The organism is Microbacter sp. GSS18 (assembly GCA_029319145.1).
Lineage (GTDB): Bacteria > Actinomycetota > Actinomycetes > Actinomycetales > Microbacteriaceae > Microbacterium.
The window spans coordinates 2,775,463-2,797,271 of the sequence record CP119753.1; the positions used below are offsets into that span (position 1 = coordinate 2,775,463).

The 21,809-nt window shown below is 71.5% G+C and carries 23 protein-coding genes; 11 read left to right on the top strand and 12 right to left on the bottom strand.

What is annotated here, in order from left to right:
• Positions 1 to 35: 35 nt before the first annotated feature.
• Positions 36 to 1,028 (bottom strand): cyclase family protein, encoded by a 993-nt coding sequence (locus P0L94_12725; protein WES63321.1) that lies wholly within the window; start codon positions 1,026 to 1,028, stop codon positions 36 to 38.
• Entirely contained in the window at positions 1,025 to 1,993 is a 969-nt protein-coding gene (locus tag P0L94_12730; protein WES63322.1) for a fumarylacetoacetate hydrolase family protein, read from the bottom strand. The genes P0L94_12725 and P0L94_12730 overlap by 4 nt, the downstream gene beginning before the upstream one ends.
• A 203-nt stretch (positions 1,994 to 2,196) precedes the next feature.
• Between P0L94_12730 and P0L94_12735 the strand changes: the two genes are divergently transcribed.
• The 3 genes from P0L94_12735 (at position 2,197) to P0L94_12745 (ending at position 5,293) form a co-directional block, all read left to right on the top strand.
• A complete protein-coding gene (locus P0L94_12735) occupies positions 2,197 to 3,159 on the top strand; it encodes a LysR family transcriptional regulator (GenBank protein ID WES63323.1) in 963 nt (320 codons plus the stop codon).
• 182 nt (positions 3,160 to 3,341) lie between these two features.
• On the top strand, positions 3,342 to 4,481 hold the full coding sequence (locus tag P0L94_12740; GenBank protein ID WES63324.1) for an NDMA-dependent alcohol dehydrogenase: 1,140 nt from the start codon (positions 3,342 to 3,344) through the stop codon (positions 4,479 to 4,481).
• 134 nt (positions 4,482 to 4,615) lie between these two features.
• The gene (locus P0L94_12745; protein ID WES63325.1) at positions 4,616 to 5,293 is read left to right on the top strand and encodes a hypothetical protein; all 678 of its coding nucleotides are present in this window, start codon (positions 4,616 to 4,618) and stop codon (positions 5,291 to 5,293) included.
• A gap of 45 nt (positions 5,294 to 5,338) precedes the next feature.
• Here P0L94_12745 and P0L94_12750 read toward each other — a convergent pair whose 3' ends face one another.
• The 4 genes from P0L94_12750 to hxlB form a co-directional block, all read right to left on the bottom strand.
• Positions 5,339 to 5,728, bottom strand: a complete 390-nt coding sequence (locus P0L94_12750) for a type II toxin-antitoxin system VapC family toxin (protein ID WES63326.1) — start codon at positions 5,726 to 5,728, stop codon at positions 5,339 to 5,341.
• Entirely contained in the window at positions 5,725 to 5,961 is a 237-nt protein-coding gene (locus tag P0L94_12755; protein WES63327.1) for a hypothetical protein, read from the bottom strand. Before P0L94_12755 ends, P0L94_12750 begins: the two co-directional genes overlap by 4 nt.
• Positions 5,962 to 6,061: 100 nt before the next feature.
• On the bottom strand, positions 6,062 to 6,685 hold the full coding sequence (locus P0L94_12760; protein WES63328.1) for an orotidine 5'-phosphate decarboxylase: 624 nt from the start codon (positions 6,683 to 6,685) through the stop codon (positions 6,062 to 6,064).
• Positions 6,686 to 6,734: 49 nt separating this feature from the next.
• Positions 6,735 to 7,313 (bottom strand): 6-phospho-3-hexuloisomerase, encoded by a 579-nt coding sequence (gene hxlB, locus P0L94_12765; protein ID WES63329.1) that lies wholly within the window; start codon positions 7,311 to 7,313, stop codon positions 6,735 to 6,737.
• A gap of 100 nt (positions 7,314 to 7,413) precedes the next feature.
• Here hxlB and P0L94_12770 point away from each other — a divergent pair, with 100 nt between their 5' ends.
• The gene (locus P0L94_12770; protein ID WES63330.1) at positions 7,414 to 8,238 is read left to right on the top strand and encodes a LuxR C-terminal-related transcriptional regulator; all 825 of its coding nucleotides are present in this window, start codon (positions 7,414 to 7,416) and stop codon (positions 8,236 to 8,238) included.
• Between the two features lie 14 nt (positions 8,239 to 8,252).
• On the opposite strand, the gene P0L94_12775 is transcribed toward P0L94_12770, so the two are convergent.
• From P0L94_12775 to P0L94_12785, 3 genes are read right to left on the bottom strand one after another with little or no spacing between them, the layout of a single operon-like run.
• Entirely contained in the window at positions 8,253 to 9,044 is a 792-nt protein-coding gene (locus P0L94_12775) for an alpha/beta fold hydrolase (GenBank protein ID WES63331.1), read from the bottom strand.
• Complete coding sequence (locus P0L94_12780; GenBank protein WES63332.1) at positions 9,041 to 10,423, bottom strand: lyase family protein; 1,383 nt, start codon at positions 10,421 to 10,423, stop codon at positions 9,041 to 9,043. The genes P0L94_12775 and P0L94_12780 overlap by 4 nt, the downstream gene beginning before the upstream one ends.
• 24 nt (positions 10,424 to 10,447) lie before the next feature.
• Positions 10,448 to 11,224, bottom strand: a complete 777-nt coding sequence (locus P0L94_12785) for an IclR family transcriptional regulator (GenBank protein WES63333.1) — start codon at positions 11,222 to 11,224, stop codon at positions 10,448 to 10,450.
• 42 nt (positions 11,225 to 11,266) lie between these two features.
• Here P0L94_12785 and P0L94_12790 point away from each other — a divergent pair, with 42 nt between their 5' ends.
• The 4 genes from P0L94_12790 (at position 11,267) to P0L94_12805 (ending at position 15,529) form a co-directional block, all read left to right on the top strand.
• Positions 11,267 to 12,019: an IclR family transcriptional regulator gene (locus tag P0L94_12790; protein WES63334.1), complete on the top strand. Its 753-nt coding sequence runs from the start codon at positions 11,267 to 11,269 to the stop codon at positions 12,017 to 12,019.
• Positions 12,020 to 12,433: 414 nt separating this feature from the next.
• Complete coding sequence (locus P0L94_12795; protein ID WES63335.1) at positions 12,434 to 13,621, top strand: 4-hydroxybenzoate 3-monooxygenase; 1,188 nt, start codon at positions 12,434 to 12,436, stop codon at positions 13,619 to 13,621.
• 93 nt (positions 13,622 to 13,714) lie between these two features.
• A complete protein-coding gene (locus tag P0L94_12800; GenBank protein ID WES63336.1) occupies positions 13,715 to 15,094 on the top strand; it encodes a sulfatase in 1,380 nt (459 codons plus the stop codon).
• Between the two features lie 219 nt (positions 15,095 to 15,313).
• The gene (locus P0L94_12805; GenBank protein ID WES63337.1) at positions 15,314 to 15,529 is read left to right on the top strand and encodes a dodecin family protein; all 216 of its coding nucleotides are present in this window, start codon (positions 15,314 to 15,316) and stop codon (positions 15,527 to 15,529) included.
• Positions 15,530 to 15,589: 60 nt separating this feature from the next.
• Here the strand turns inward: P0L94_12805 and P0L94_12810 are convergent, their stop codons facing one another.
• Positions 15,590 to 16,852, bottom strand: coding sequence for an MFS transporter (locus P0L94_12810; protein WES63338.1), 1,263 nt, complete (start codon positions 16,850 to 16,852; stop codon positions 15,590 to 15,592).
• Positions 16,853 to 16,902: 50 nt separating this feature from the next.
• On the opposite strand from P0L94_12810, the gene P0L94_12815 reads away from it, so the two are divergent.
• Positions 16,903 to 18,108 carry an MFS transporter gene (locus tag P0L94_12815; protein ID WES63339.1) on the top strand — a complete coding sequence of 402 codons (1,206 nt, stop codon included), beginning with the start codon at positions 16,903 to 16,905 and terminating at the stop codon, positions 18,106 to 18,108.
• Between the two features lie 32 nt (positions 18,109 to 18,140).
• Here the strand turns inward: P0L94_12815 and P0L94_12820 are convergent, their stop codons facing one another.
• The gene (locus P0L94_12820; protein ID WES63340.1) at positions 18,141 to 18,998 is read right to left on the bottom strand and encodes an SDR family oxidoreductase; all 858 of its coding nucleotides are present in this window, start codon (positions 18,996 to 18,998) and stop codon (positions 18,141 to 18,143) included.
• A 35-nt stretch (positions 18,999 to 19,033) separates the two neighbouring features.
• Entirely contained in the window at positions 19,034 to 19,888 is an 855-nt protein-coding gene (locus P0L94_12825; GenBank protein ID WES63341.1) for an SDR family oxidoreductase, read from the bottom strand.
• Between the two features lie 240 nt (positions 19,889 to 20,128).
• Here P0L94_12825 and P0L94_12830 point away from each other — a divergent pair, with 240 nt between their 5' ends.
• Both P0L94_12830 and P0L94_12835 read left to right on the top strand, forming a co-directional pair.
• Positions 20,129 to 20,677: a UGSC family (seleno)protein gene (locus tag P0L94_12830; protein WES63342.1), complete on the top strand. Its 549-nt coding sequence runs from the start codon at positions 20,129 to 20,131 to the stop codon at positions 20,675 to 20,677.
• The gene (locus P0L94_12835; GenBank protein WES63343.1) at positions 20,674 to 21,786 is read left to right on the top strand and encodes a hypothetical protein; all 1,113 of its coding nucleotides are present in this window, start codon (positions 20,674 to 20,676) and stop codon (positions 21,784 to 21,786) included. The genes P0L94_12830 and P0L94_12835 overlap by 4 nt, the downstream gene beginning before the upstream one ends.
• Positions 21,787 to 21,809 lie beyond the last annotated feature (23 nt).

Genomic DNA, 21,809 nt, shown 5'->3' on the forward strand with positions numbered 1-21,809 from the left:
AACCTCTCTGTTCCTGCGGGTGTTCTCGGGTGTGTCTAGAGGATGGCGACGGGGTTGATCGGCGAGCCCACGGCCCCGGTGATCGGGAGCGGGGCCGCCGACAGCAGGAAGGCGTACCGCCCGGTCTCGGCGCACGCGGCGGCGAGCTCGTCGAGATTCCACATCTCGCCGATCGTGAGGCCCATGTTCGGGATCACCACCTGGTGCAACGGCTGGAACGACGGTGCGTCGAACTCGTTCGGGCGGACCTCGAAGCCCCACGTGTCGGTCGCGATAGCGGCGATCTCGGTGCGGTGCAGCCATGCGGCGGTGGTCAGCGACAACCCGGGTGCGGGCCCGCCGGCGTAGTCGCCCCAGCCGTCACGGCGGGTGCGGGCGTACTGTCCGGTGCGAACGACGACAATGTCGCCGCGTCCCACCTCGACACCCTGGGCGGCCGCTGTCGCCTCGAGGTCGGCGACCGTGATGGCGTAGCCGTCGTCGAGCTCGCCGGAGTCGGGCCGCAGGTGTCGACCGACGTCGAGCAGCACGCCCCGCGAGACGATCACGGATGCCGCATGCTCGATGCCCGTGACCAGGTCGCCGTCGCTCGTGACGACGTCGCCGGCCCGGCGCCCGTTCCACGCCGTGCCGTGGTCGAAGATGTGCCCGAGGCCGTCCCACTGCGTCGAGCACTGCAGCGGCATCGCGATGACGTCGTCGGCCCCGCCGATGCCGTGGGGGAAGCCCTGGGCGCCGCGCTCGGCATCCGTCCCGGTGTCGGTCATGGTGTGCACCGGGTTGGTGCGGCGGCGCCATCCCTTCTGCGGTCCGTCGGTGTCGAACGCCTGCGCCAGCGAGACGACCCGGCCCTCGCTCACGAGGCCGGCGGCCTCGACGCGCTTGTCCGCGTCGATGAAGTTCAGCGTGCCCAGCGCGTCGTCCTCGCCCCAGCGACCCCAGTTGCGGAACGCCTCGGCGCGCGCGGCGATCTCGGCCTCGGGGTTCTGCCGGTCGAGGTCGGCGGGGTTCTCCGACGGCGCGGTCACGAGGCGTCCTCCGCCACGCAGCGGACGACCTGCGTTCCCAGGCCCTCGATCGAGCCGGTCATGACGTCGCCGTCGCGCAGGAAGCGACCCCAGTGCTGCCCGTTGCCCTGGGGGCTGCCGGTCAGCAGCAGATCCCCGGGCAGCAGCGGCATGTTCTGCGACGCCGCCGAGATGAGCGCCGGGATGTCGAAGAGCAGGTCGTCGGTGTTCCCGTCCTGCATGCGGTCGCCGTTGAGGTCGAGCGCAACGGCGAGGTGCCCGCCGTCGACGTGCGCTGCGGGAACCAGGAAGGGCCCGGTCGGAAGGAAGCCCGGTGCGTTCTTCGATCGGTACCAGTCGGTGCCGATCTCCTTCATGTCCTTGCGGAAGACCAGGTCGCGTGTCGTGACGTCGTTGACGATCGTGTAGCCGGCGACGTGATCCATCGCCTCGTCGCGAGAGACGCGGAAGGCCTCGCGGCCGATGACGATCGCGAGCTCGAGCTCCCAGTCGTGGACGTCGCTGTAGGACGGCAGCACGAGCGGCACGTCGTCGCCGACGACCGCCGTGGGCAGACCGATGAAGAAGTACGGCTCGCCGCTCTTCTTGCGCTCGTCCATGAGGTTGGCCGCGAACGCGCGAGCCTCCTCGGGCGTCCGGTCGCTGTTGTTGGTCAGGCCCGCCGCGACCAGCTCGATGACGTGCTCGCGGTAGTTCGCGCCGGCCTGCAGCACCTGGCGCGGCTCGACCGGGGCCGTGAGGACGGCGTCGGCGAGCGGCATCCATCCGCCTTCAGGGGAGGCGGCCAGCGCGGCCAGTCGCTCCCAGTCGGGCGCGGCGAGGAACGCGTTGAGCGTCGGCGCACCGAGCGTCTCGGTGTCGAGAGGTCGGATGCGGTCGCCGGCGACGAGACCGAGGCGCACGTCGTCTCCATCCCGATAGCGGGCGAGGGCGAAAGGAGCGGCCGGGCCGCGAGACGTCGTCATCGATGTGTCCTCCTGCCGCGAACGGCGATGCTGCTCACAGCACGGACGCGACGTCGCGACCGCACTGTCACTGTGGTTTCCCCATCATCGAACCCGGCATTTCATAAGGGAACCGGATTTCGTCTATTCCGCTCATCCACAGGATCTATGACTAGGCTGACAGCGCATCCGACGACGAATCACCGCGGAAGGATCACGACGACGTGGCCGCCAACAACCCCCTGTCGCGACTCGACCTGAATCTGCTCGTGTCGCTCGATGCGCTGCTGACCGAACGCAGCGTCACGCGGGCAGCCGAGCGCCTGCACCTGAGCCAGCCGGCACTGAGCGCGTCCCTGGCGCGCCTGCGCACGCACTTCAACGACCCGATCCTGGCGCGCCGCGGCAACTCCTACGAGTTGACCCCCCTCGCGGCCCGCCTGACGGAGCACACCGCGATCGCTCTCGACGCCGCACGCCGGGTGTTCGAGGCGCAGGCGGAGTGGGAGCCGTCGGACTCCACTCGGGAATTCTCGGTGTTCGGCTCCGACTACGGCTTCGCGACGATCGGCGCAGCGGTATCGCGCATCGCCGCGCGCGTAGCGCCCGACGTCCGGTTCCGGTTCATGCTGCACACCACCCCCATCGTCGATGACGCCGCGACGAGCTTGCGCTCCGTCGACGCCATGGTGATCCCGCACGGCTACCTCACCGACCTCCCCTTCCAGGACCTGTGGCACGACCGGTGGGTGATCGTCGCGGCCGAGGACAACGAGGCGGTCGCCGACGGTCTGACGATGGAGCTCCTCTCGGAGTCCCCGTGGGTCTTCACCTACCGCTCCCGGTCCGCGTTCACGTCGGCCAGCCGTCAACTGCAGCTCATGGGGATCGACCCGAGGGTCGAGGTCGTCGTCGAGAGCTTCATGTCGCTGGGACACTTCGTCACGGGTACCCGGCGCCTCGGCATCGTGCAGTCGGCGATCGCGCCGATGGTCGCGCGCAACAGCGGACTGCGGGTGCTCGATCCGCCGTTCGACGCCGCGCCGACGGCGAACGCGCTGTGGTGGCATCCGGTCCACGATCGCGATCCCGAGCATGCCTGGATGCGCAGCATCTTCGCCGAAGCCGCCGACGAGGTGCAGGCGACCGTCGACGCCGGCCAGGCTGTCGCGCCGCCGGTGCCGTAGGCCGGCGCCCTCGCGAATCAGGGCCCGATGCAGCGGACAGGGTCCGTGGCGACTCCGGGGGGCGAGGGGCGTCTGCCCTCTCGCGGAAGCCTCATGGCGCCGATCACGCGCGAGTGCCATCATGCGGTGAGCGCGCCCGACGGCGGAGTCCGGCGCCTGCGAGAACCGGATTCGAGGCGACGATGAAGACACGTGCCGCGGTGCTGTGGACCTCCCCCGGAACGTGGGAGGTCCGGGAGGTCGACCTGGACGATCCGGGACCCACCGAGGTCCTCGTCCAGATGGTCGCGACCGGCCTGTGCCATTCCGACGACCACATCTCCACTGGGGACCTGCCGTTCGAGCATCCGCCCGTCGTGGCCGGGCACGAAGGCGGCGGCATCGTGCGGCAGGTCGGCTCCGCCGTCACCGATCTGGCGGTCGGCGACCACGTCCTGACCTCGTTCATCCCGTCTTGCGGGCGCTGCAAGTGGTGCGCGCGGGGTCAGCAGAATCTGTGCGACGCGGGCGGGAACGCCATGATCGGCGAGCAGCCGTCCGGTGGCTACCGCATGCGCGCAGACGGCGCCGAGATCGCGACGATGACCGGACTGGGCGGCTTCTCGCAGTGGCAGGTGTTCGATGAGACGTCGCTGATCAAGATCGACCCGTCACTGCCGCTGCACACGGTGTGCCTCGTCGCGTGCGCCGTGCAGACGGGCGTGGGGTCGGCGACCAGCGCCGCCGACGTGCGCCCCGGCGATGTGGTCATCGTCATGGGGGTCGGCGGGATCGGCATGAACGCCGTGCAGGGAGCGGCGCTGGCGGGAGCGAGCCACGTCGTCGCGGTCGACCCGGCGCCGCGCAAGCGGGAGTGGGCACCGCAGTTCGGCGCCACCGAGGTCTTCGCCGACATGCCCGCCGCGCAGGAGTTCGTCGCCTCGATCACGAACGGGCAGGGGGCGGACTCGGCGATCGTGACCACGGGCGTCGTCACGAACGAGCACATCGGCCAGGCCTACCAGGCGATCCGCAAGGGCGGGACCGTGGTCGTGACGGGCCTCGGCCCCGCAGACGACGACGGCCCGATCCCGGGCTTCAACGCCTCGGACACGGCACTCATGCAGAAGCGCATCCAGGGCGCCCTGTTCGGGATGGGCTCACCGCGCGACGCCATGCCGACGATCCTCGAGCTCTACCGCGCCGGCCGGATCAAGATCGACGAACTCGTCACGAAGCGCTACACGCTCGACCAGATCAACGAGGCCTACGCCGACATGCACGCCGGCGACATCATCCGCGGCGTGATCGACTTCGTGCCGGTCGGGGAGAGCATCGACTGATCCGGGCCGGGGGTCTCGTGACGACGGGCCCAAAGACTCTGGCGCGCACCCGTGATCAGCGGTTCGGTTGGCGTGAGCGAGCCCGGGCGGCCGCCACCGGCCACGGCCGGGTCGCGGATCGCCGGAGGTGCACGATGAACGAGGAACTCCTGCTCCACCTGGCCGAGATCGGCGGCGTCTTCGTGGGATTCGGGGCTCTCATCGCCGTGCGCAGCCCTGAATCCCGCGATCCCCACGCACGCGGGTACCTCCGCGCGATGGTGTGGATGGGGAGCAGCACGATGCTGTTCGCGCTGCTGCCGATCATCCTCGCCGGCTACGGTCTGTCCGGCCGGGCGCTCTGGCTGACGTGCGCCATCGTGGCGCTGATCGTCTACCTGCTGCTCGTGGTGATCGACAACCGCCAGCCCGATATGAGCGGCGAATGGGAACACGCACACCCCGCCTACGGGCGGACATTCGTCGCCGTCGGCCTGCCTCTGCATGCCACGATCGCCGGCGGCTCGCTGCTCATCATCATCGGCATCCTCCCCACCCTCGAGCCGGCCATCTACGCAACCGTGGTCACCGCGACCCTGGTCTTCGCGGCGTGGACGCTCGTCATGCTGCTGTGGGATCCGCTACCGCCGAGGCGTCGCCGGAAGTCGGCGGAAGTCCGGGCGCAGCGGCAAGCACCGAAGAGCGGTGCTTCGCCCTCGGCAACGGGGAATCACTCGATGCGGCATCCGCGTCCGCCCGCCGGACGTCGCGAATCCGAGGCTCGCCGAGTGCGGGCGATGACCGGATCGCGAAGCGCGGGAGGTGCGCGATGAACGAGGAGCTCTTTCTCCACCTGGCCCCCGCGACAGCCTCCGCTCTCAGCGCCGGGCGTCGCGGATCCAGGGCTCGCCGAGCGCGAGCAGTGCGGCATCCGACGTGAGCAGGTCCATCGATTCGGCCCGGGCCTGAGCGAGCAGCATCCGATCGAACGGGTCATGGCGGGCCAACGCCGGGAAGCCCGCGAGCGCGGCCGCGTGCTCGGCGGTGAACGCAAGCTCGACGAGGCCGGAGTCGGCGAAGACCTGAGGGTACCCGTCGCCGCCCGGCAACTCGAGTCGCCCGAGCATGCTCTTGATCGTGATCTCGAGGACGGTGGCCGCCGAGAAGTGCACGCGCTGCGCCTCGTCGATCCGCATCCGGCTCTCAGGGCCGAGCAGCGGGTCGTCCCGGTAGAGCCACAGCAGCGCGTTGGCGTCGAGCAGGATCACGACCCGGACCCGTAGAAGAGCTCCGCGATCTCGTCATCGACTCCGTCGAAGACTCCGGGATCGTGGACGGGCTCACCGGAACCGAGCCCGTACACGACCTGCACGTCTCGGTGGACGACCAGGTCGACGACGGGCACACCGGCCCGCGCGATCGTGACCTGCTCGCCCGCCAGGACGCGCGCGATCAGAGCCGACAGCTGCGACTTCGCCTCGTGGACGTTCACCTGGGTCACGGCACCAGCTTAGCCAAGTCTGGCTAAGTCCGCCGACCTGCGCGCCTCAATAGTGAGACGTCGGGCGAGCCGGCCCCCACCGGCCCGCCCGACGAGTGGGTCAGACGACGGCGGCGCGGAGCGAGGCCGCCGCAGCGCTGACATCCTCGGCGCCGTAGATCGCGCCGCCGGCGACGGCGACCTGCGCGCCCGAAGACTGCACGGCCGGGATCGACGCGGCGTTCACGCCGCCCGCGACCGAGAACGGCACGCCCGCGGCACGGCCGGCCTCGAGCAGCCCCTCGAGCGAGTAGCCCTCCTTCGCCTGCTCGTCGAGGCCAGCGTGCATCTCGACGAACGCGGCGCCGAGCGCGACGGCCTCGCGGGCGCGCTTCGCCTTGTCGTCGACGCCGATGAGGTCGACGACGACGCCCTTGCCGTGGGCGGTCGCGGCCTTGACCGCCCCCGCGATGGTGCTGTCGTCGGCCGAACCGAGCACCGTGACGAGGTCCGCCCCCGCGCGAAACGCGATGTCGGCCTCGAGCTCGCCGGCGTCCATGGTCTTCAGGTCGGCGAACACCACCTTGTCGGGGTGGGCCTGCTTCATCGCGGTGACCGCCGACAGGCCCTCGCTCTTGATGAGGGGCGTGCCGAGCTCGAGGACGTCGACGTGGTCGGCAGCGGCCGCGGCCAGGCGCAGCGCGTCCTCGGTGGTGAGCGTGTCGATGGCGAACTGGATCTTCATGATTCTGCTTTCTGGGGTTCTGTCCTGCGCGAGGGCGTGCGGGACGGGGTCATTCGAGGTTCGCGTGGCGCGGCCACAGGTCGTCCGCGCTGCGGCCGCTCTCGCGCCACAGCGTGTGGAAGAGGGCGTCGCCGAGGAGCATCACGGTCTGCTCGAAGAGGCTGCCCGCGTACTGCACGGACGCGGCGCCCGAACGATCGAGCTTGTCGGCGGCGGGGACGACCACCACGGGCCGCGCCAGCATCGCCAGCGGCGAGTCGGGCGCCGTCGTGATCGCCGCGACCTCGGCGCCGACGTCGCGTGCCGTCGTGGCCGCCCGCACGATGCCCGACGTCGTCCCGGATCCGCTGGCGACGATGAGCAGGTCGCCCGCGGCGATGGCGGGCGTCGTGGTGTCGCCGACGACGAACACGGTCACACCGAGGTGCATCAGACGCATCGCGGTCATCCGCAACGCGAGTCCCGAGCGGCCGGCGCCGAGCACGAACACGCGATCCGCGGCGACGACGGCCCGCGCGAGCCGGTCGAGCCGGTCGCGCTGCGTGTCGGCGATTCGGTGAAGGACGGCCGAGACCTCGATCTCGATCTCGAGCAGGTCGGTCCGGGGAGTGGCGATCGCGGTGGTCACGACACGATGATCCGCGGCTGTGCGCCACGATGCCGCCCGCCGGTCGGGGAGAGAACCTACCCGTTCGGGCAGGTATGCCCCATCCGGGTAGGGTTCTCGAGTGACTGCTCCCCTCGCCGCTTCACCCGCCGACCGCCTGCGCGCCCACGATCAGGCGCGGCTGCTCGCCGAGCAGGCCGACCGTCACGCGGTGGTGCTCGAGTCGCTGCTGGCGGTGCTGCGCTCGTCGCGACTGGATGATCGGGCTGCTCGCCAGAACGCGATCGACATCGCCGCGACCGCGCTGGTCGAGCTGCGAACCGTCTCGGACGAGCGCCGGCACGACCTGCTCGAACCCGTCGTCGGAGCCTTCGCCCGCCTCAAGGGCGACCTGCGCCCGCTCGTGCGCTTCGGTGACCTCGACGTGCAGTTCGTCGAGCCGCCCGCCAACGGACGCGCCCTGCCGGGCGAGGTGGCCCAGGCCGCGCGGGCGATCGTGCGCAACGCCGTCCTGGCGTTCGTGGACGCGGCCGAGGCACGGCGCGTCCGGATCCAGTGGGATTGCGACGGGCTGAACCTGATCATCGGCATCCGGGACGACGGGCGCGGCGAGCTGCGCGCCCACGACGACGCCCTCCGGCCGATCGCGGAGCACGTCTCGGCGCTGGAGGGCCGCATGACGGTGACCTCGACCCCCGGATGGGGCAGCGACGTCGGGATCGTGATCCCCCTGGATCCCCCGCAGACGCCGTCGCCCGTCGAGGACGTCTCCGACCTCACCGAGCGCGAACGCGACGTGCTGCGCCTCCTGGCGGCGGGTTCGCGCAACGCGCAGATCGCTCAGGAGCTCGCGATCAGCCCGCACACGGTGAAGTTCCACGTCTCGCGCCTGCTGCACAAGACGGGGGCACGCAATCGCGTGGAGCTGGTCTCACTGCTGCGCTGATCCTCCGGCGACGCTCAGGCCGAGACCCTCTCGTCGATCCCCGCGAAGAACTCGCCGAGCACCTTGGCGACGGCGGCGGGCTGCTCGACCGGCGGCAGGTGCGCGGCATCCGCGATCCACGCGACGGCGCCCTCCTGCACGCCCTCCGCGATCTCGACCAGGGCCGGCTCGGGAGTGACCTCGTCGAACTCTCCCCACAGGGCGAGCACCGGCGTCTCGATCTCGCCGAGCCGGTCGCGCACGTCGTAGCCGGCGAGCGCTTCGCAGCACAGCGCGTAGCTCTCGTCGTCGGTGTCCTGCAGCGCCTGCAGCAGACGCGCGGTGAGCTCGGGTTCCCGCGCCATCGACCCCGGCGCGAACCAGCGCTGCGCCGAGCCCACGGTGAGTGCCGAGGTGCCCGACGCGCGCACCTCGGCCGCGCGCTCGTGCCATCCTTCGGGCTCACCGAACCTCGCGGCCGTGCACAGCAGGGCAGCCCCGTCGACCATGCCCGGATGCCGCAGCATGAGCTCGAGCCCGACCGCGCCGCTGAACGAGACGCCCGCGTAGCGGAAGTGCTCGTGCTCGTGCGTGCGCAGCGCGTCGGCGACGGCATCCGCGATCTCGCCGATCGTGAAGGGCCCGCTAGCGGGCGGCGCGGCGCCGTGGCCTGGCAGGTCCCACGCGACCACACGGTGCCGCTCGGCGAGCCGGGGCACGACGGTGTCCCACAGGACGGTCGACGTGCCCAGCGACGGCCCGAGCACGAGCAGCGGCGCATCCGCGTACCCGACGGGGGCACTGAGGGCGATGGACGGTGCGGTCATGAGGGTTCCTCCACTCCGATGTCGAGGCTGCGATCGACGATACGCCCGGCGAGCCCGGTGTACCGGGCAGGCTCGAGCAGGTCGTCGATGTCGACGTCCGCGCCGGAGGCCGAGACGGCCTCGCGGACGAGGCCTTCGAACGACTCTCCCCCCGCGGCCCGGGCGATGATCCGCGCGACCGCATCCGCACCGAGGACGGGAGCGAGCACGGCCGACACCCGCTCGGAGACGATGAGTCCGCCGGTCGCCCCAAGATTGCGGGCGATCGCCGCGTCGTCGATCGTGAGGCCGGCGATCAACCGCGAGAGCGTCCCGGTCGCGCCGAGGGCCAGGCGCAGCAGCTCGCGCAGCGCGGGCCATTCGGCGTGCCACGCTCCGTCCGGGCGCTCGTCGACCGCCAGGGCGGCGGCCGTGTGCAGCGTGGCCGCCAGGTGCGGCGCCCGGATCGCCGCCGAGCGGATGAGGACGGATGCCGCGGGATTTCGCTTGTGGGGCATGGCGGACGATCCGGCCGGGGCGCCTTCGGCGAGCTCGCCGATCTCGGTGCGACTGAGCGTCGCGACATCCGCGGCCACGACGCCGGCGGCGTCCACCGCCTGCACGAGTGCGTCGCCGAGCTCGGTCACGGGCCAGCGGGTGGTGTGCCACGGCGCGTCGGGCGTCGCGAGGGCGAGCTCGGCCGCGAACGTCGCGGGCAGCGCCTCGGCCGCCGCGAGGGCGTCCCGCGGACCGCGCGTGCGGGTCGCGGTCTCGACCGAGGCGGCCAGCGTCCCCGCCGCTCCGCCGAGCTGCGCGGGGAGGGCGCCGGCGGCGTCGGCGAGCCGGCGGCGGGCACGGCGGACGCCGGCGAGCCACGTCGCCGCCCGCAGACCCACGGTCGTGGGCACGGCGTGCTGACCGAGCGTCCGGGCGGCGGCGACGCTGTCGCGGTGGGCGGCCGCGATCGCGACCAGTGTCGCCTCGACGTCGACGAGGTGCGCGTCGATCGCCTCGGCGGAACGCCGGGCGACGAGCATGAGAGCCGAGTCGAGGACGTCCTGGCTCGTCGCCGCGGGATGGATCCACGGGCGGTGCTCGACGGCCACGCGCTCACGCATCGTCCCCACCAGAGGGATCACCGGGTTGCCGACGCTGGCGCCGGCCGCCGCGAGTGCGGCAGGGTCGATGCCGTGGCCCGCGCACGGCTCTCCGGCGCCTCGCCAGCCGAACGCCGCGGAGACGGCGTCGGCCGCCGCGGCCGGCGCGACGCCGACGGTACACCAGGCACGGGTGAGCGCTACCTCGGCCGCGACGAGCGCACCCAGGACGGCCTCGTCGGCCACGGGGTCGTCGAAGCCGACAGTGACCGGCGCCAGCAGGCCGAGGTCGCGTTCGGACACGTCACTCCTTCCGCCGACGGCGCGTCACTTCCCGCGCAGCTGGTCCTGCAGGTCGCGCGACGCCTGCACGACGAGCGGTCCGAGCCTCCGCTCGTCGGCGCGGTCGAGGTGGACGACCACGCCGAGAGCGATCGGCGGCATGCCCTCGACCGGTCCCAGCGGCGCGGCCACCGAGATGTTCCCCAGTGTCATCTCCTCGCGGGTGTGGGCGTAGCCGCGCAGGCGCGCCTGGGCGATCTCGGCGCGCAGCTCGTCCTCGTCGATGACCGTGTGCACCGTTTCGCGCTCGCGCGGCGCCTCGAAGTACTGCTCGAGCCACGCTTCGTCGCGCGCCGAGAGCAGCGCCTTGCCGACACCTGTGGCGTGCAGCGGACCGCGCCCTCCCATGCGGCTGAGCGTCGCGATCGAGCCGCGCCCGGTGATCCTGCCGACGTAGAGCGCGAACGAGGTCTGCGGTGTCGCGCCCGAGAGAACGGCGAGGTGCACGTTCTCGCCGGTGGCCTCGTACAGCCGCGCCATGTGCGGCAGAGCCGTCTCGCGCAGCCGCAGCGACAGCGGCGACAGCTCGCCGAGCTCCCACAGGCGCACGCCGATGGTGTAGCGGTGGCCGGCCGCCCGCCCGAGCAGCTGCTCGGTCACGAGCTGCGCCAGCAGTCGGTGCAGCGTCGACGACGCCAGCCCCGTGCGCTCCGAGAGCTCGGCGGCGGTGAGCTCGGGCTCGTCCTCGCTGAAGCAGTCGAGCACACGGAGCATCCGGTCGAGGACCCCCTCGCCGCCGGTGTCGTCCGCCGCCCTGGCCACGTCTTCACGCTACCGCCGCCGGGGCATGGCACGCTGGGCCCCATGGCCAACTCGCCGTCGGGAGACTCGGTGATCGACCGTCTCGTGCGGGTCCTCGAGACGTTCACCGCCGACCGGACGGTGCAGACCGCCTCCGACATCGGCCGCCGCGCGGGCCTGCCCTCATCGACGGCCCATCGTCTCGTCGACGATCTGGTGCGCAGCGGCCTCCTCGAGCGGGACGACGAGCATCGTGTGCGGCTGGGGATGCGACTGTGGGAGCTGGCGCTGCGCGGCTCGTCCGCGCTGCGGCTGCGCCAGGCGGCGCTGCCGTTCATGGAGGGCGTCCAGGCCCGCATCCGCGAGCACACCCAGCTGGCCGTGCTCGAGCAGGACGAGGCGCTGTTCGTCGAGCGGCTCTCGCACCCCGCGGCCGGCGCCAACATCACGCGCATCGCCGGACGGCTGGCACTCCACGCATCGTCCTCCGGGCTCGTGCTGCTCTCCTACGCACCGGACGATGTGCGCGAGCGGGTGCTGTCGGGCCCGCTGCCGGCGATCTCCCCCGACACCGTGACCGAGCCGGCGGCCCTGCGGCGGGTGCTGGCGGGGATCCGCGAGCGCGGCTTCGTCGTGTCGCCGGGCTCGGTGGAGTCGGTCTCGACCGGCGTCGCGGTGCCGGTCCGCGACCGCGGCCGCGTCGTGGCGGCCCTGTCGGTGATCCTGCCCCGAGACGCCCCGACCGACGACGCCGTGGTGACGCTCCTGGCCGCGGCCCGGGGCATCGAGAACGCCCTGCGCTCCGCGCGCGACTGACCCCGCCGCCCGGACCCCGACACCGTGTCCCACTTCTGGCCGCGCGCCGGCGCCGCAGGCGGCCGAAACTGGGACACACTCTCCGACCCCCGGACTCCATGTCCCACTTCTGGCCGCGCAACGGCGCGACAGGCGGCAAAAACCGGGACACACCCTCCAACCCCCGGACTCCATGTCCCACTCCTGGCCGCGCAACGGCGCGACAGGCGGCAAAAACCGGGACACACCCTCCAACCCCCGGACTCCATGTCCCACTTCTGGCCGCCTCCCGGCTTCGCGGGCGGCCAGAAGTGGGACACGGGCTCGCTGAGCGGGGCGGGATTTGGTTCCTGTTGAACGGGAACGGATGCGTTGAGCGCGGCGCGCGGCGCGCACACTGGTCTCGGCATCCCACCTCGTCGAAGGAGACGACCCATGACCACCACCGTTCGCACCCGCGTCGCCATCGTCGGCGCCGGCCCCGCGGGGCTGATGCTCTCGCACCTGCTCGCCGATGCGGGCATCGAGTCCGTCGTGATCGACCAGCGAACCCGCGAGGACATCGAGCAGACGATCAAGGCCGGCATCCTCGAGCAGGGCGCTGTCGAGGTGCTCGACACGCTCGGCGACTTCTCCCGCGCCCGCACCGTCGGCATGCGCCACGACGGCATCGAACTGCGCTTCGCCGGCGAGGGCCACCGCATCGACTTCGCCGACCTCGTCGATCGCGGAGTGTGGCTATACCCGCAGCACGAGGCGCTGAAGGACCTCATCGCCGCCCGCCTCGCAGGCGGCCAGGACCTGCGCTTCGGCGTGACCGCCGACCACGTCGAGGGCGTCGACACCGACCGCCCGACCGTGATCGCGACGGATGCCGAGGGGCAGCCGCTGCGGATCGAGGCCGACTTCGTCGTCGGCGGAGACGGCTCGCGCAGCGTGGTCCGCTCGGCCGTGACGGGGTCGTCGCACGGCGGCTACTTCCGCGAGTACCCGTTCGCGTGGTTCGGCGTCCTGTGCGAGGCGCCGCCGAGTGCGGAGGAGCTCATCTACAGCAACTCCCCCAACGGGTTCGCGCTCATCAGCCAGCGGTCCAAGACCATCCAGCGCATGTACTTCCAGTGCGACCCCGAGACAGATCCGAACGCGTTCAGCGAAGAGGAGCTGTGGGAGAAGTTGCAGTCGTGCGTGCCGGGAACGACCCTCAACGAGGGCCCGATCTTCCAGCGCGACGTGCTGCGCTTCCGCAGCTTCGTCGCGCAGGAGCTGCGCCACGGCCGCGCCGCGCTCATCGGGGATGCCGCCCACACGGTGCCACCGACCGGCGCGAAGGGCATGAACCTCGCGATCGCGGACGTGGTCCTCCTCGACAAGGCGCTGCGCACGCTGTTGCTCGAAGGCGACGAGCGCCTGATCGACGCATACGCCGAGACGGCGTCGCAGCGCATCTGGAAGGCCCAGCACTTCTCGTGGTGGATGACAACCATGCTTCACCTGACGCCCGACGCCAGCGACTTCGACCGGCACCGTCAGCTCGGCGAGCTGCGCAGCGTCGTGGAATCCGAGGCAGGTCGTCGCTACCTCGCCGAGGCTTACACCGGCTGGCCGCTCGACACCGGGAACTGACCGCGCCGCTCGTGTGGTGCGCTCCTGGCGCCCCTTTCGAGCCCCTAGCATGATCAGACGCCAGAGCGGCCCCCACCCCATGCGGAGAGCAACGTGAAGCCCAACATCCTCTTGATCACCGCAGACGACATGGAGGGGACCACACCCGGCGCGTTCGGCGGGCCCGAGGGCGTGACGCCCGCACTGGATGAGCTGGCGTCGGAGGGCATGATCTTCGAACGCGCGCACGTCCCCATCGCCGTGTGCCAGCCGAGCCGTTCCGCGATGCTGACGGGGATGTGGCCACACCGCAACGGCGCTGAGGGATTCGAGCCGATCGACGATGAGGTACCTCTGCTGACGACGCTCCTCGCTGCGGCCGGCTACCGCACGGGCATTCTCGGCAAGGTCAAGCATCTTGCTCCCGTGGAGCGCTTCCGATGGGACCTCATCGTCGACATGGCCTCACTCGGCATGGGGAGAGACCCGGCCCGCTATGCGGAGTCGAGCAGGGAGTTCATCGCCGCCAGCGGTGAGAGACCGTGGTTCCTGATGGTCAACGCCCACGACCCGCACCGGCCTTTCCACGGGTCGACAAGCATCGACCGCACTTTCACCGAAGCCCAGCGCGAGACGATTCCTGAACCGAGCCGAATCTTCGCCCCGGATGAGGCGACGCCCGTCCCGGGCTACCTCCCCGATCTCGAAGACATTCGCACGGAGTACGCCCAGTACCTCAGCTCGTCCCGTCGTTGCGATGACGTCGTTGCGGCCGTGCTTCGGGTCCTCGCGGATTCGGGGCACGCCGCGGACACCCTCGTGGTCTTCCTCTCCGACAACGGCATGGCATTCCCCTTCTCCAAGGCGAACTGCTACCTGCAGTCGACCCACACACCACTCATCGTGAGGTGGCCAGGACGGGTCGCGCCGGGCAGCCGTGGCCCCCAGGGCTTCGTCAACATGCTGGACCTGTTCCCGACGTTCTGCGAGGTCGCGGGAGTCGATGCGGGCGACACCGACGGTCGCACCCTCCTGCCGGCGCTACTCGGCACCGCCGAGAAGGCCGACAGCGAGGTGGTGACCGTCTTCCACGAGACGGCGGCAAAGAACCGTTACGAGATGCGCTGCGTCCAGGACGGCGAGTACGGGTACATCTGGAACGGATGGGCGGGCACAAGGACCCGGTACACGGCCGAGAACATGAGCGGCCTCAGCTGGAAGGCGATGGTCGCTGCCGCCACTTCCGACCCGGACATCGCCGATCGCGTGTCCTTCTACCAGGACCGCCCGACCGAGGAGTTGTACCACCTCGCCTCAGACCCGCACAGCCTGAAGAATCTGGCCGCCGACCCTGCTCACACCCCGGCCCTCGAGGCCAAGCGCGCATCTCTGCGGGCGTGGATGGCCGCTACTTCGGATCCCTCCCGCCGCGCGTTCGAGAAATCGCTCCGACCGCGATGGTGGGCGCGACGTCGGCGACGGATCACCGGCTGATGAGTCACTGCTGGCTCGCCCCCGAATCCGCGCCGGCGGAGCTGTAGCGGCCCGGCGAACTGCATCTCCACCGTTCAAGAGCGCGGGCACGATCCGAACGCAGGCCCTTGTCCGCACCACTCTGCAGCGGGTACCGCGCCGCGGTGTCACCCGTCGACGGCCTTGCGGACTGTGCGGGCGACTGGTTGCGTGCGGAGAGAAGCTCGGAAGGAGTCCCCCATGTCAGATCACGTCTACCGCGTCGTCGAAGTCGTCGGAAGCTCGCCGGACGGCATCGACGCCGCGATCAGGAACGCCGTTGCTCGAGCATCCCAGACGCTGCACGGCCTCGACTGGTTCGAGATGACGTCGGTGCGCGGGCAGATCGACGACGGCGCGATCCAGCACTTTCAGGTCACTGTCAAGGTCGGGTTCCGACTGGACGACGCCGAGTAGCCGAGGCGTACGCGGCCTCCGGTCCCGAGGGCCGGCACGCGACCCCTGGATGCGCGCGGATCAGCCCTCGGGCGACGGGCCGGCGTCCCCCGCGGCGTGCGCGACGGTGCGGCGCAGAACCTGCGCCGTGAGTGCCCCGCAGACCAGGAACAGCACCACCGCGGCCAGGATCGCCAGGAGCGGAATCGTCCACGCGCCCGTCGCCTCGTGCATGGCCCCGAGCAGGATCGGCCCCGCGGCCGCGACGGCGTAGCCGACGCCCTGGACGATGCCCGAACGGGTCGCGGCGGTGTGCGCGTCGCCGCCGAAGGCGCTGATCATGATGAAGACGACGGTGATGCCTCCGCCCTGGGCGACACCGCCCACGAGGCACCACAGCAGCCACAGCTGGGGTGCGACCAGGAAGCCGACGGGCACCGCGAGCCACGCGATGCCCGCGGCCGCGGCACCGACGGCGATCGAGGCGCGCACCGTCACCAGCGGCAGCGTCATGCTCCCCGCGATGCCCGCCACCTGGAAGATCGCCGCGACGGCACCCGCCGCCGCGGGCGACAGTCCTTCTCCGACGAGCAGGGTCGGCAGCCATGCCGTCGTCGAGTAGAAGGCGAAGGCCTGCCCAGCGAAGGCTGCGGCGAGCAGCCACGTCCCGCGATTCCGGACGACGGACGGGTCGCCGCCCCCGTCCGCGGGACGCGAGTGCGCCCGCGGCGTGAAGCTCGCGCGCACCCCGCGAAGCGGAATCCACACCGCCAGCGCCGCCAGCCCGAATCCCGCCCACGCGACGATCGCCGTGCGCCAGCCCACGACGTCGGCGAGCGGCGCGGTGGTGAGCGTGACGATCATCGTGCCGATGTTCAGCGAGGACGTGTACACCCCGGTCATCGTGTGGGCGCGCGCCCGGGAGAAGTCGCGGCCGATGATCACGGGGATCACGACATTGCCGATGGTCAGGAACACCCCCATGACCGCGGTGCCGATGATGGCCGCCTCGACACCGCCGAGCGAGCGGATGATGCAACCGAGGACGCTTCCGCCGAGCGTGAGGGTGAGAGCGAAGTCAGGACCCGCGCGACGGATCACGACGATCGCCAGAGGGGCGAAGACGGCGAAGCACAGGACGGGGATGCTGGTGAGCAGGCCCACGACGCCGGCGGTGATCTCGAGATCGGCGCTGATGTCGCCGGCGACCGGCGCCACGGCGACGAAGGGCGAGCGCAGCATCGCCGCCGTGAGGACGATGACCACCGTGAGCCCGACGGCGTAGGCGCCCGCCGGCACCCGGGGCGCGCGGTCGTCCCCACCTCCCGCGGCACCCTCTGTCATCGCGACCACGCTACTCCCCGAGCCCCGTTCGGGAGTAGAGTCCGATACCTATGGACATAGGTGTCACCCGCACGCGGGGTGCGACGATCGCGCTCGTCGCGGCGGTGTGCCTGGTCGCGATGAACATGCGGCCGACGATCACGGCCGTCGGCCCGCTTCTCGCCCAGATCGGCGAGGACACGGGTCTGGCGACCGCCACGCTGGGGATGCTCGCGAGCGTGCCCCTGGTCGCGTGGGCCCTCGTCTCGCCCCTCGCCCACGACCTCAGCCGACGCTTCGGCATGTCGCGCGTGGTGCTGTGGGCACTGGTGCTGCTGGCATTGGGCACGGCGGTCCGATCCCTGCCCGGACCGACGGCGAGCCTGTGGATCGGCACGGTGCTCATCGGTGTCGCCCTCGCCGTCGCGAACGTGCTCATGCCCGCGGTGGTCAAGCGCGACTTCGGCGGTCGTGTCCCCGCCGTGATGGCGCTGTACACCGGCCTGCTCGGCGGGTTCGGCGCGATCGCGTCGGGCGTCGTCGTGCCGCTGTCGAACATCCCGCTCGGCGGCGAGCCGGCCGGCTGGCGCTTCGCACTGCTGGTCACCGGCGGCATCCTGCTGATCCCGGCCATCGGGGTGTGGGCCTGGGCGACCCGGGGGCGCGGACACGGCACCGGTCGCTCCGGCGCGCACGGCAGGACCGGCATCTGGTCGGACCCCGTCGCCTGGGTCGTCGCGGCCTACATGGGGCTGCAGTCCGCGTCGTTCTACATGCAGGTGACGTGGCTTGCGACGATCGCGACCTCGACCGGTCGCTCGGAGGTCGCGGCCGGGATCGACGTGATGATCTATCAGATCGCCGCCGTCGCGGGAGCCCTGGCGCTCCCGCTCGCCCTCCGCGGGCGCATCGAGACGCTCGCCCCGGCGCTCCTGCCGATCCTCGGCATCGCCGGAGTGGCGGGACTCATCGCGGTGCCCTCGGGCATCACGGGCTGGGTCGTCCTCACGGGCCTGTGCTCGGGCGCATCGCTCGGCATGTCGCTGACGCTCATGGCCCAGCGCGCCCGCGACCATGACGGCGCGAGCGCACTGTCGGGCATGTCGCAGTCGGTGGGATACGTCGTCGCGGCGGCCGGACCGGTGCTCTTCGGCTGGCTGCACGCTGTCACCGACGGCTGGGGCGCTCCACTCACGATGCTCATCGCCGTGCTCGTCGGGCAGGGCCTGGTCGGCATCCTCGCGGGACGCGATCGCTACGTGCTCGAGGGGCGCTGAGGGACTCACCGCCTCGTCGCTTTGCGCCGCGATCAGTCCTTCTTCTTCGCCGACGGCGACCCGGCGGCGCCCACATCGCGGGGCGCGAAGCCGCCGCCGTCGACCGCGATCACCTGGCCGCTGACCCACCGTGCCTGATCGGTGGAGAGGAAGAACCCGGCCGAGGCGATGTCCCAGTTGTTGCCCTCGACCTGCATCGCGACGTTCCGCCGGCGGAACTCGCGCTGCTCCTGCGTCATCCCCTTCGCCGCGAACGCGCCCCAGATCATCCCCACCCGAACGCAGTTGACGCGGATGCCGCGCGCGGCCAGCGACACCGACGCCCCGGTGGTCAGCTTCTCGAGTGCCGTCTTGGCGATGCTGTACGGCAGGCCCGGGCCCCGGCCTTCGGCGGCTCCCGACGAGATGAGGACGATCGATCCGCCTCGCGTCATGTGCTTCTCGGCATGACGCATGAGGAACCACGCCGACTTCAGGTTGAGGTCCATCGCGAAGTCCCACGCCTCCTCGGTGGTGTCGAAGATGCCCTCGACGCCGCCACCGCCGATGGAGTCGGCGACGACGTCGATCGCGCCGAACCGGTCCACGACGGCGTCGATCGTGCGGGCGACGTCGGCGTCGTCGGTGAGGTCGACGACATAGGCCTCGGCCGTGCCGCCGGCCTCGCGGATGCCCGCCACCGTGCGCTCGGCGGCATCCACGTCGCGGTCGAGGATCGCCACCGACGCGCCGTCCCGCGCGTACATCCACGCGAGGGCGAATCCGATCCCTCCCTCGGGGCCGCTGAGCCCGCCTCCGGCCACGACGGCCACCTTCCCCGTGAGCCACGGCCCGGCCGCTGCGGCGAGCGGATCCTCCACCGGCATCGGCCAATCGGTCTGTGCGTTCATCGATGACTCCTTCGTGTCGTCGTCTTCTCGGCCCGTCACCGCGCCGGCGCCGCGGCGTCGTCGGGTCCGGCCAGCGGAAAGGCGCTGAGCCCGCCGCCGTCGAGCGGGAGCTCCTGCGCCGTGATGTGATCCGTGCGCTCGTCGGCGAAGAAGGCGACCGCGTTCGCGACGTCGTGAGGGCGCCCCACCTTGCCGACCGCGATGCGGCCGCCTATCGTGCGCATCGCCTCATCGCGGTCCGCATCGCGGCGGCCGAGCATCGACCGGCTGGTGCTCACCAGGCCCGGGCAGATCGCGTTGACCGTGATGCCCCACCGGGCGACATCCATCGCGAGCGCCCGCGTGAAGCCGAGCACGCCCGCTTTCGAGGCCGAGTACGCCGTCGAGCGCGGAGCGGCGTCGATCCCCGCCATCGACGAGATGTTGACGATGCGCCCGTAGCGCTGCTCGCGCATCGGGCCGATCACCGCCTGGCTCATGAGGAAGACGCCCGTGAGGTTCACCCGGAGGATCTCGTTCCAGGCGTCGAACGGCACGTCTGCGATGTCGACGCGGTCGGGCCCCTGGGGTGCGGCGGCGTTGTTGACGAGCACGTCGATGCGTCCGAACCGCGCGAGGGCCTCGCCGACCATCCGCTCGACGTCGCCGGGGTCGCCGATGTCGCCGGTCAGCGCCAGAGCGGTGCCGCCGGATGCCTCGACCTCGGCCGCGTAGTCCGCGATGCCGGCGCCACCGGAACGTGCCTGCTCGCCGGCATTCGGCACGCCCTGCGGCGCGCGGTCGGTCACGACGACCGCGAAGCCGTCCTCGACGAGGCGGGCCGCGATCGCGCGCCCCGCGCCGTCCGGCTTGCCGCATCCGGTGATCAGCGCCACGCGGCGATCGAGCATCCTGGTTCTCCTCCGAAGCCGTCCGTCGGGCGGGTCCACGACGCCTCGACTCCACTGTGGTCCCGCACGCCCGGCCGCTCAACGCGGTTTTCCGCGCCGCGGAATCCGTCTCGGCGCGGCGGGCGGCGCAGCGCGCGCGAGCCGCACTCCCTTTCGCAGTGCGGAAGCGATGAGCCACCCGCGGGAAGGAGCGTGCTTGGGTGACGGCACACGACGCGGCCGCAGGCAGGAGGCGCCCCCATGACCGTCACGACGGAAGAGCTGATCGACCCGACCGGATTCGAGATCGCGCGCGACGAACCGACGCTCGCTCCGCGGCCGGGAACGCTGGCCCGACTCACGGTCGGCCTGCTCGACAACACCAAGCCGAACGCGACGCCTCTGCTCGACGAGATCGGCGACGCCCTCGAGCGCCGCTTCGGCGTCGGCGCCACCCGCCGGTACACGAAGGACTACTTCGGCACGCCGGCGAAGACCGACCTGATCGACAGGATCGCGCTCGAATGCGACGTCGTGGTCACGGCGGTCGGCGACTGCGGCTCGTGCAGCGCGGCGACGGTGGCCGACGGCATCCTGTTCGAACGGGCGGGGACCCCGGCGGTGAGCGTCTGCTCCGACACGTTCCTCGTCTCGGGGCGCGCCATGGCGCAGCTGCAGGGATTCCCGGACTACGAGTTCCTGACGGTCCCTCATCCCGTGGCGAGCCTGGACCGACCGGCGCTGCGCGAGCGGGCCGTCGCGATCGTGGACGACGTCGCCCGCGTGCTGGGAACGGGGGCCGCGCGATGAGCGAGACGACGATCACCCCGGCCGACGAGCGGGTGCTGGATGCCGAGGACGTGCGCGAGCTGCTCGAGGAGTACCAGCGTCGCGGCTGGACCGACGGTCTTCCCGTCGTGCCGGTCACGGCGTCGATCCTCGACGAGTTCCTCGCCACCACCGGACGGCACCCGCAGGATCCCCTCTTCACGATCCCCCATCTGAACCGCACGCTCACGGTGCGGCTGGCGGCGGTCAACGCCGCCATGGCCGGATGTCTCCCGGAGTACTTCCCTGTCGTGCTGGCGCTGTGGGACGCGATCGCTCAGGAGCCGAGCCCTGCGCGCGGCATCTGGCAGAGCACCACAGGAACCGCCCCCTTCGCCGTCGTCAACGGACCGGTCCGCGCGGCGATCGGGCTGAACAGCGCGGGCAACGTCTTCGGCTCGGGCCACCGGGCCAACGCCACGATCGGTCGCGCGGTCCGGCTTGCCTGCATCAACGTGTTCGGGCTGCGCCCGCACGCCCTCGACCAGGCGACGCAGGGAACCCCGGTGAAGTACGCCGGCTGCATCGCCGAGAACGAGGAGGCGAGCCCCTGGCCGGCGCTGCACACGGAGTACGGACTGGATGCCGGGACGAGCTGTGTGACCGCGTTCGTGGTCCGCTCGGTGATCCACATCGAGGCGCGCCACAGCCAGACGCCCGAGCAGCTCGCCCTGGACTTCGCCGACACCATCCGGCGCACCGGCGCGCTCATCCACGAGTACACCAGCGCCCTGCTGGTGGTCAGCCCCGAGCATGCCCGCCTCTTCGCCGACGCGGGCTGGAGCAGGGACGACCTGCGCGAGCACGTCTACGCCCATGCGGTGCGGCACCGCAGCGAACTCGCGGCCGTCGGCAAGGACGCCGTCTCGACGCACACGCACTGGCGCGTGCCGGCGGTCCACCCGGACGCCACGCCCGATGCGTCGGCCGGAGGCGTCGACCCCGAGCGCGTGCGGGTGCTCACCTCTCCCCACGCCGTGCAGATCGTCGTCGCGGGCGCGCCCAACGCGGGGGTGTCCGCGGTCGTCGAGATCTTCGGCCTCGCGCCGCGCATGCGGCCTTCGTCGTTCAGCCCGGTCGAGGAGTCATAGGTCCTGCGCGACGGAGCCCCGGC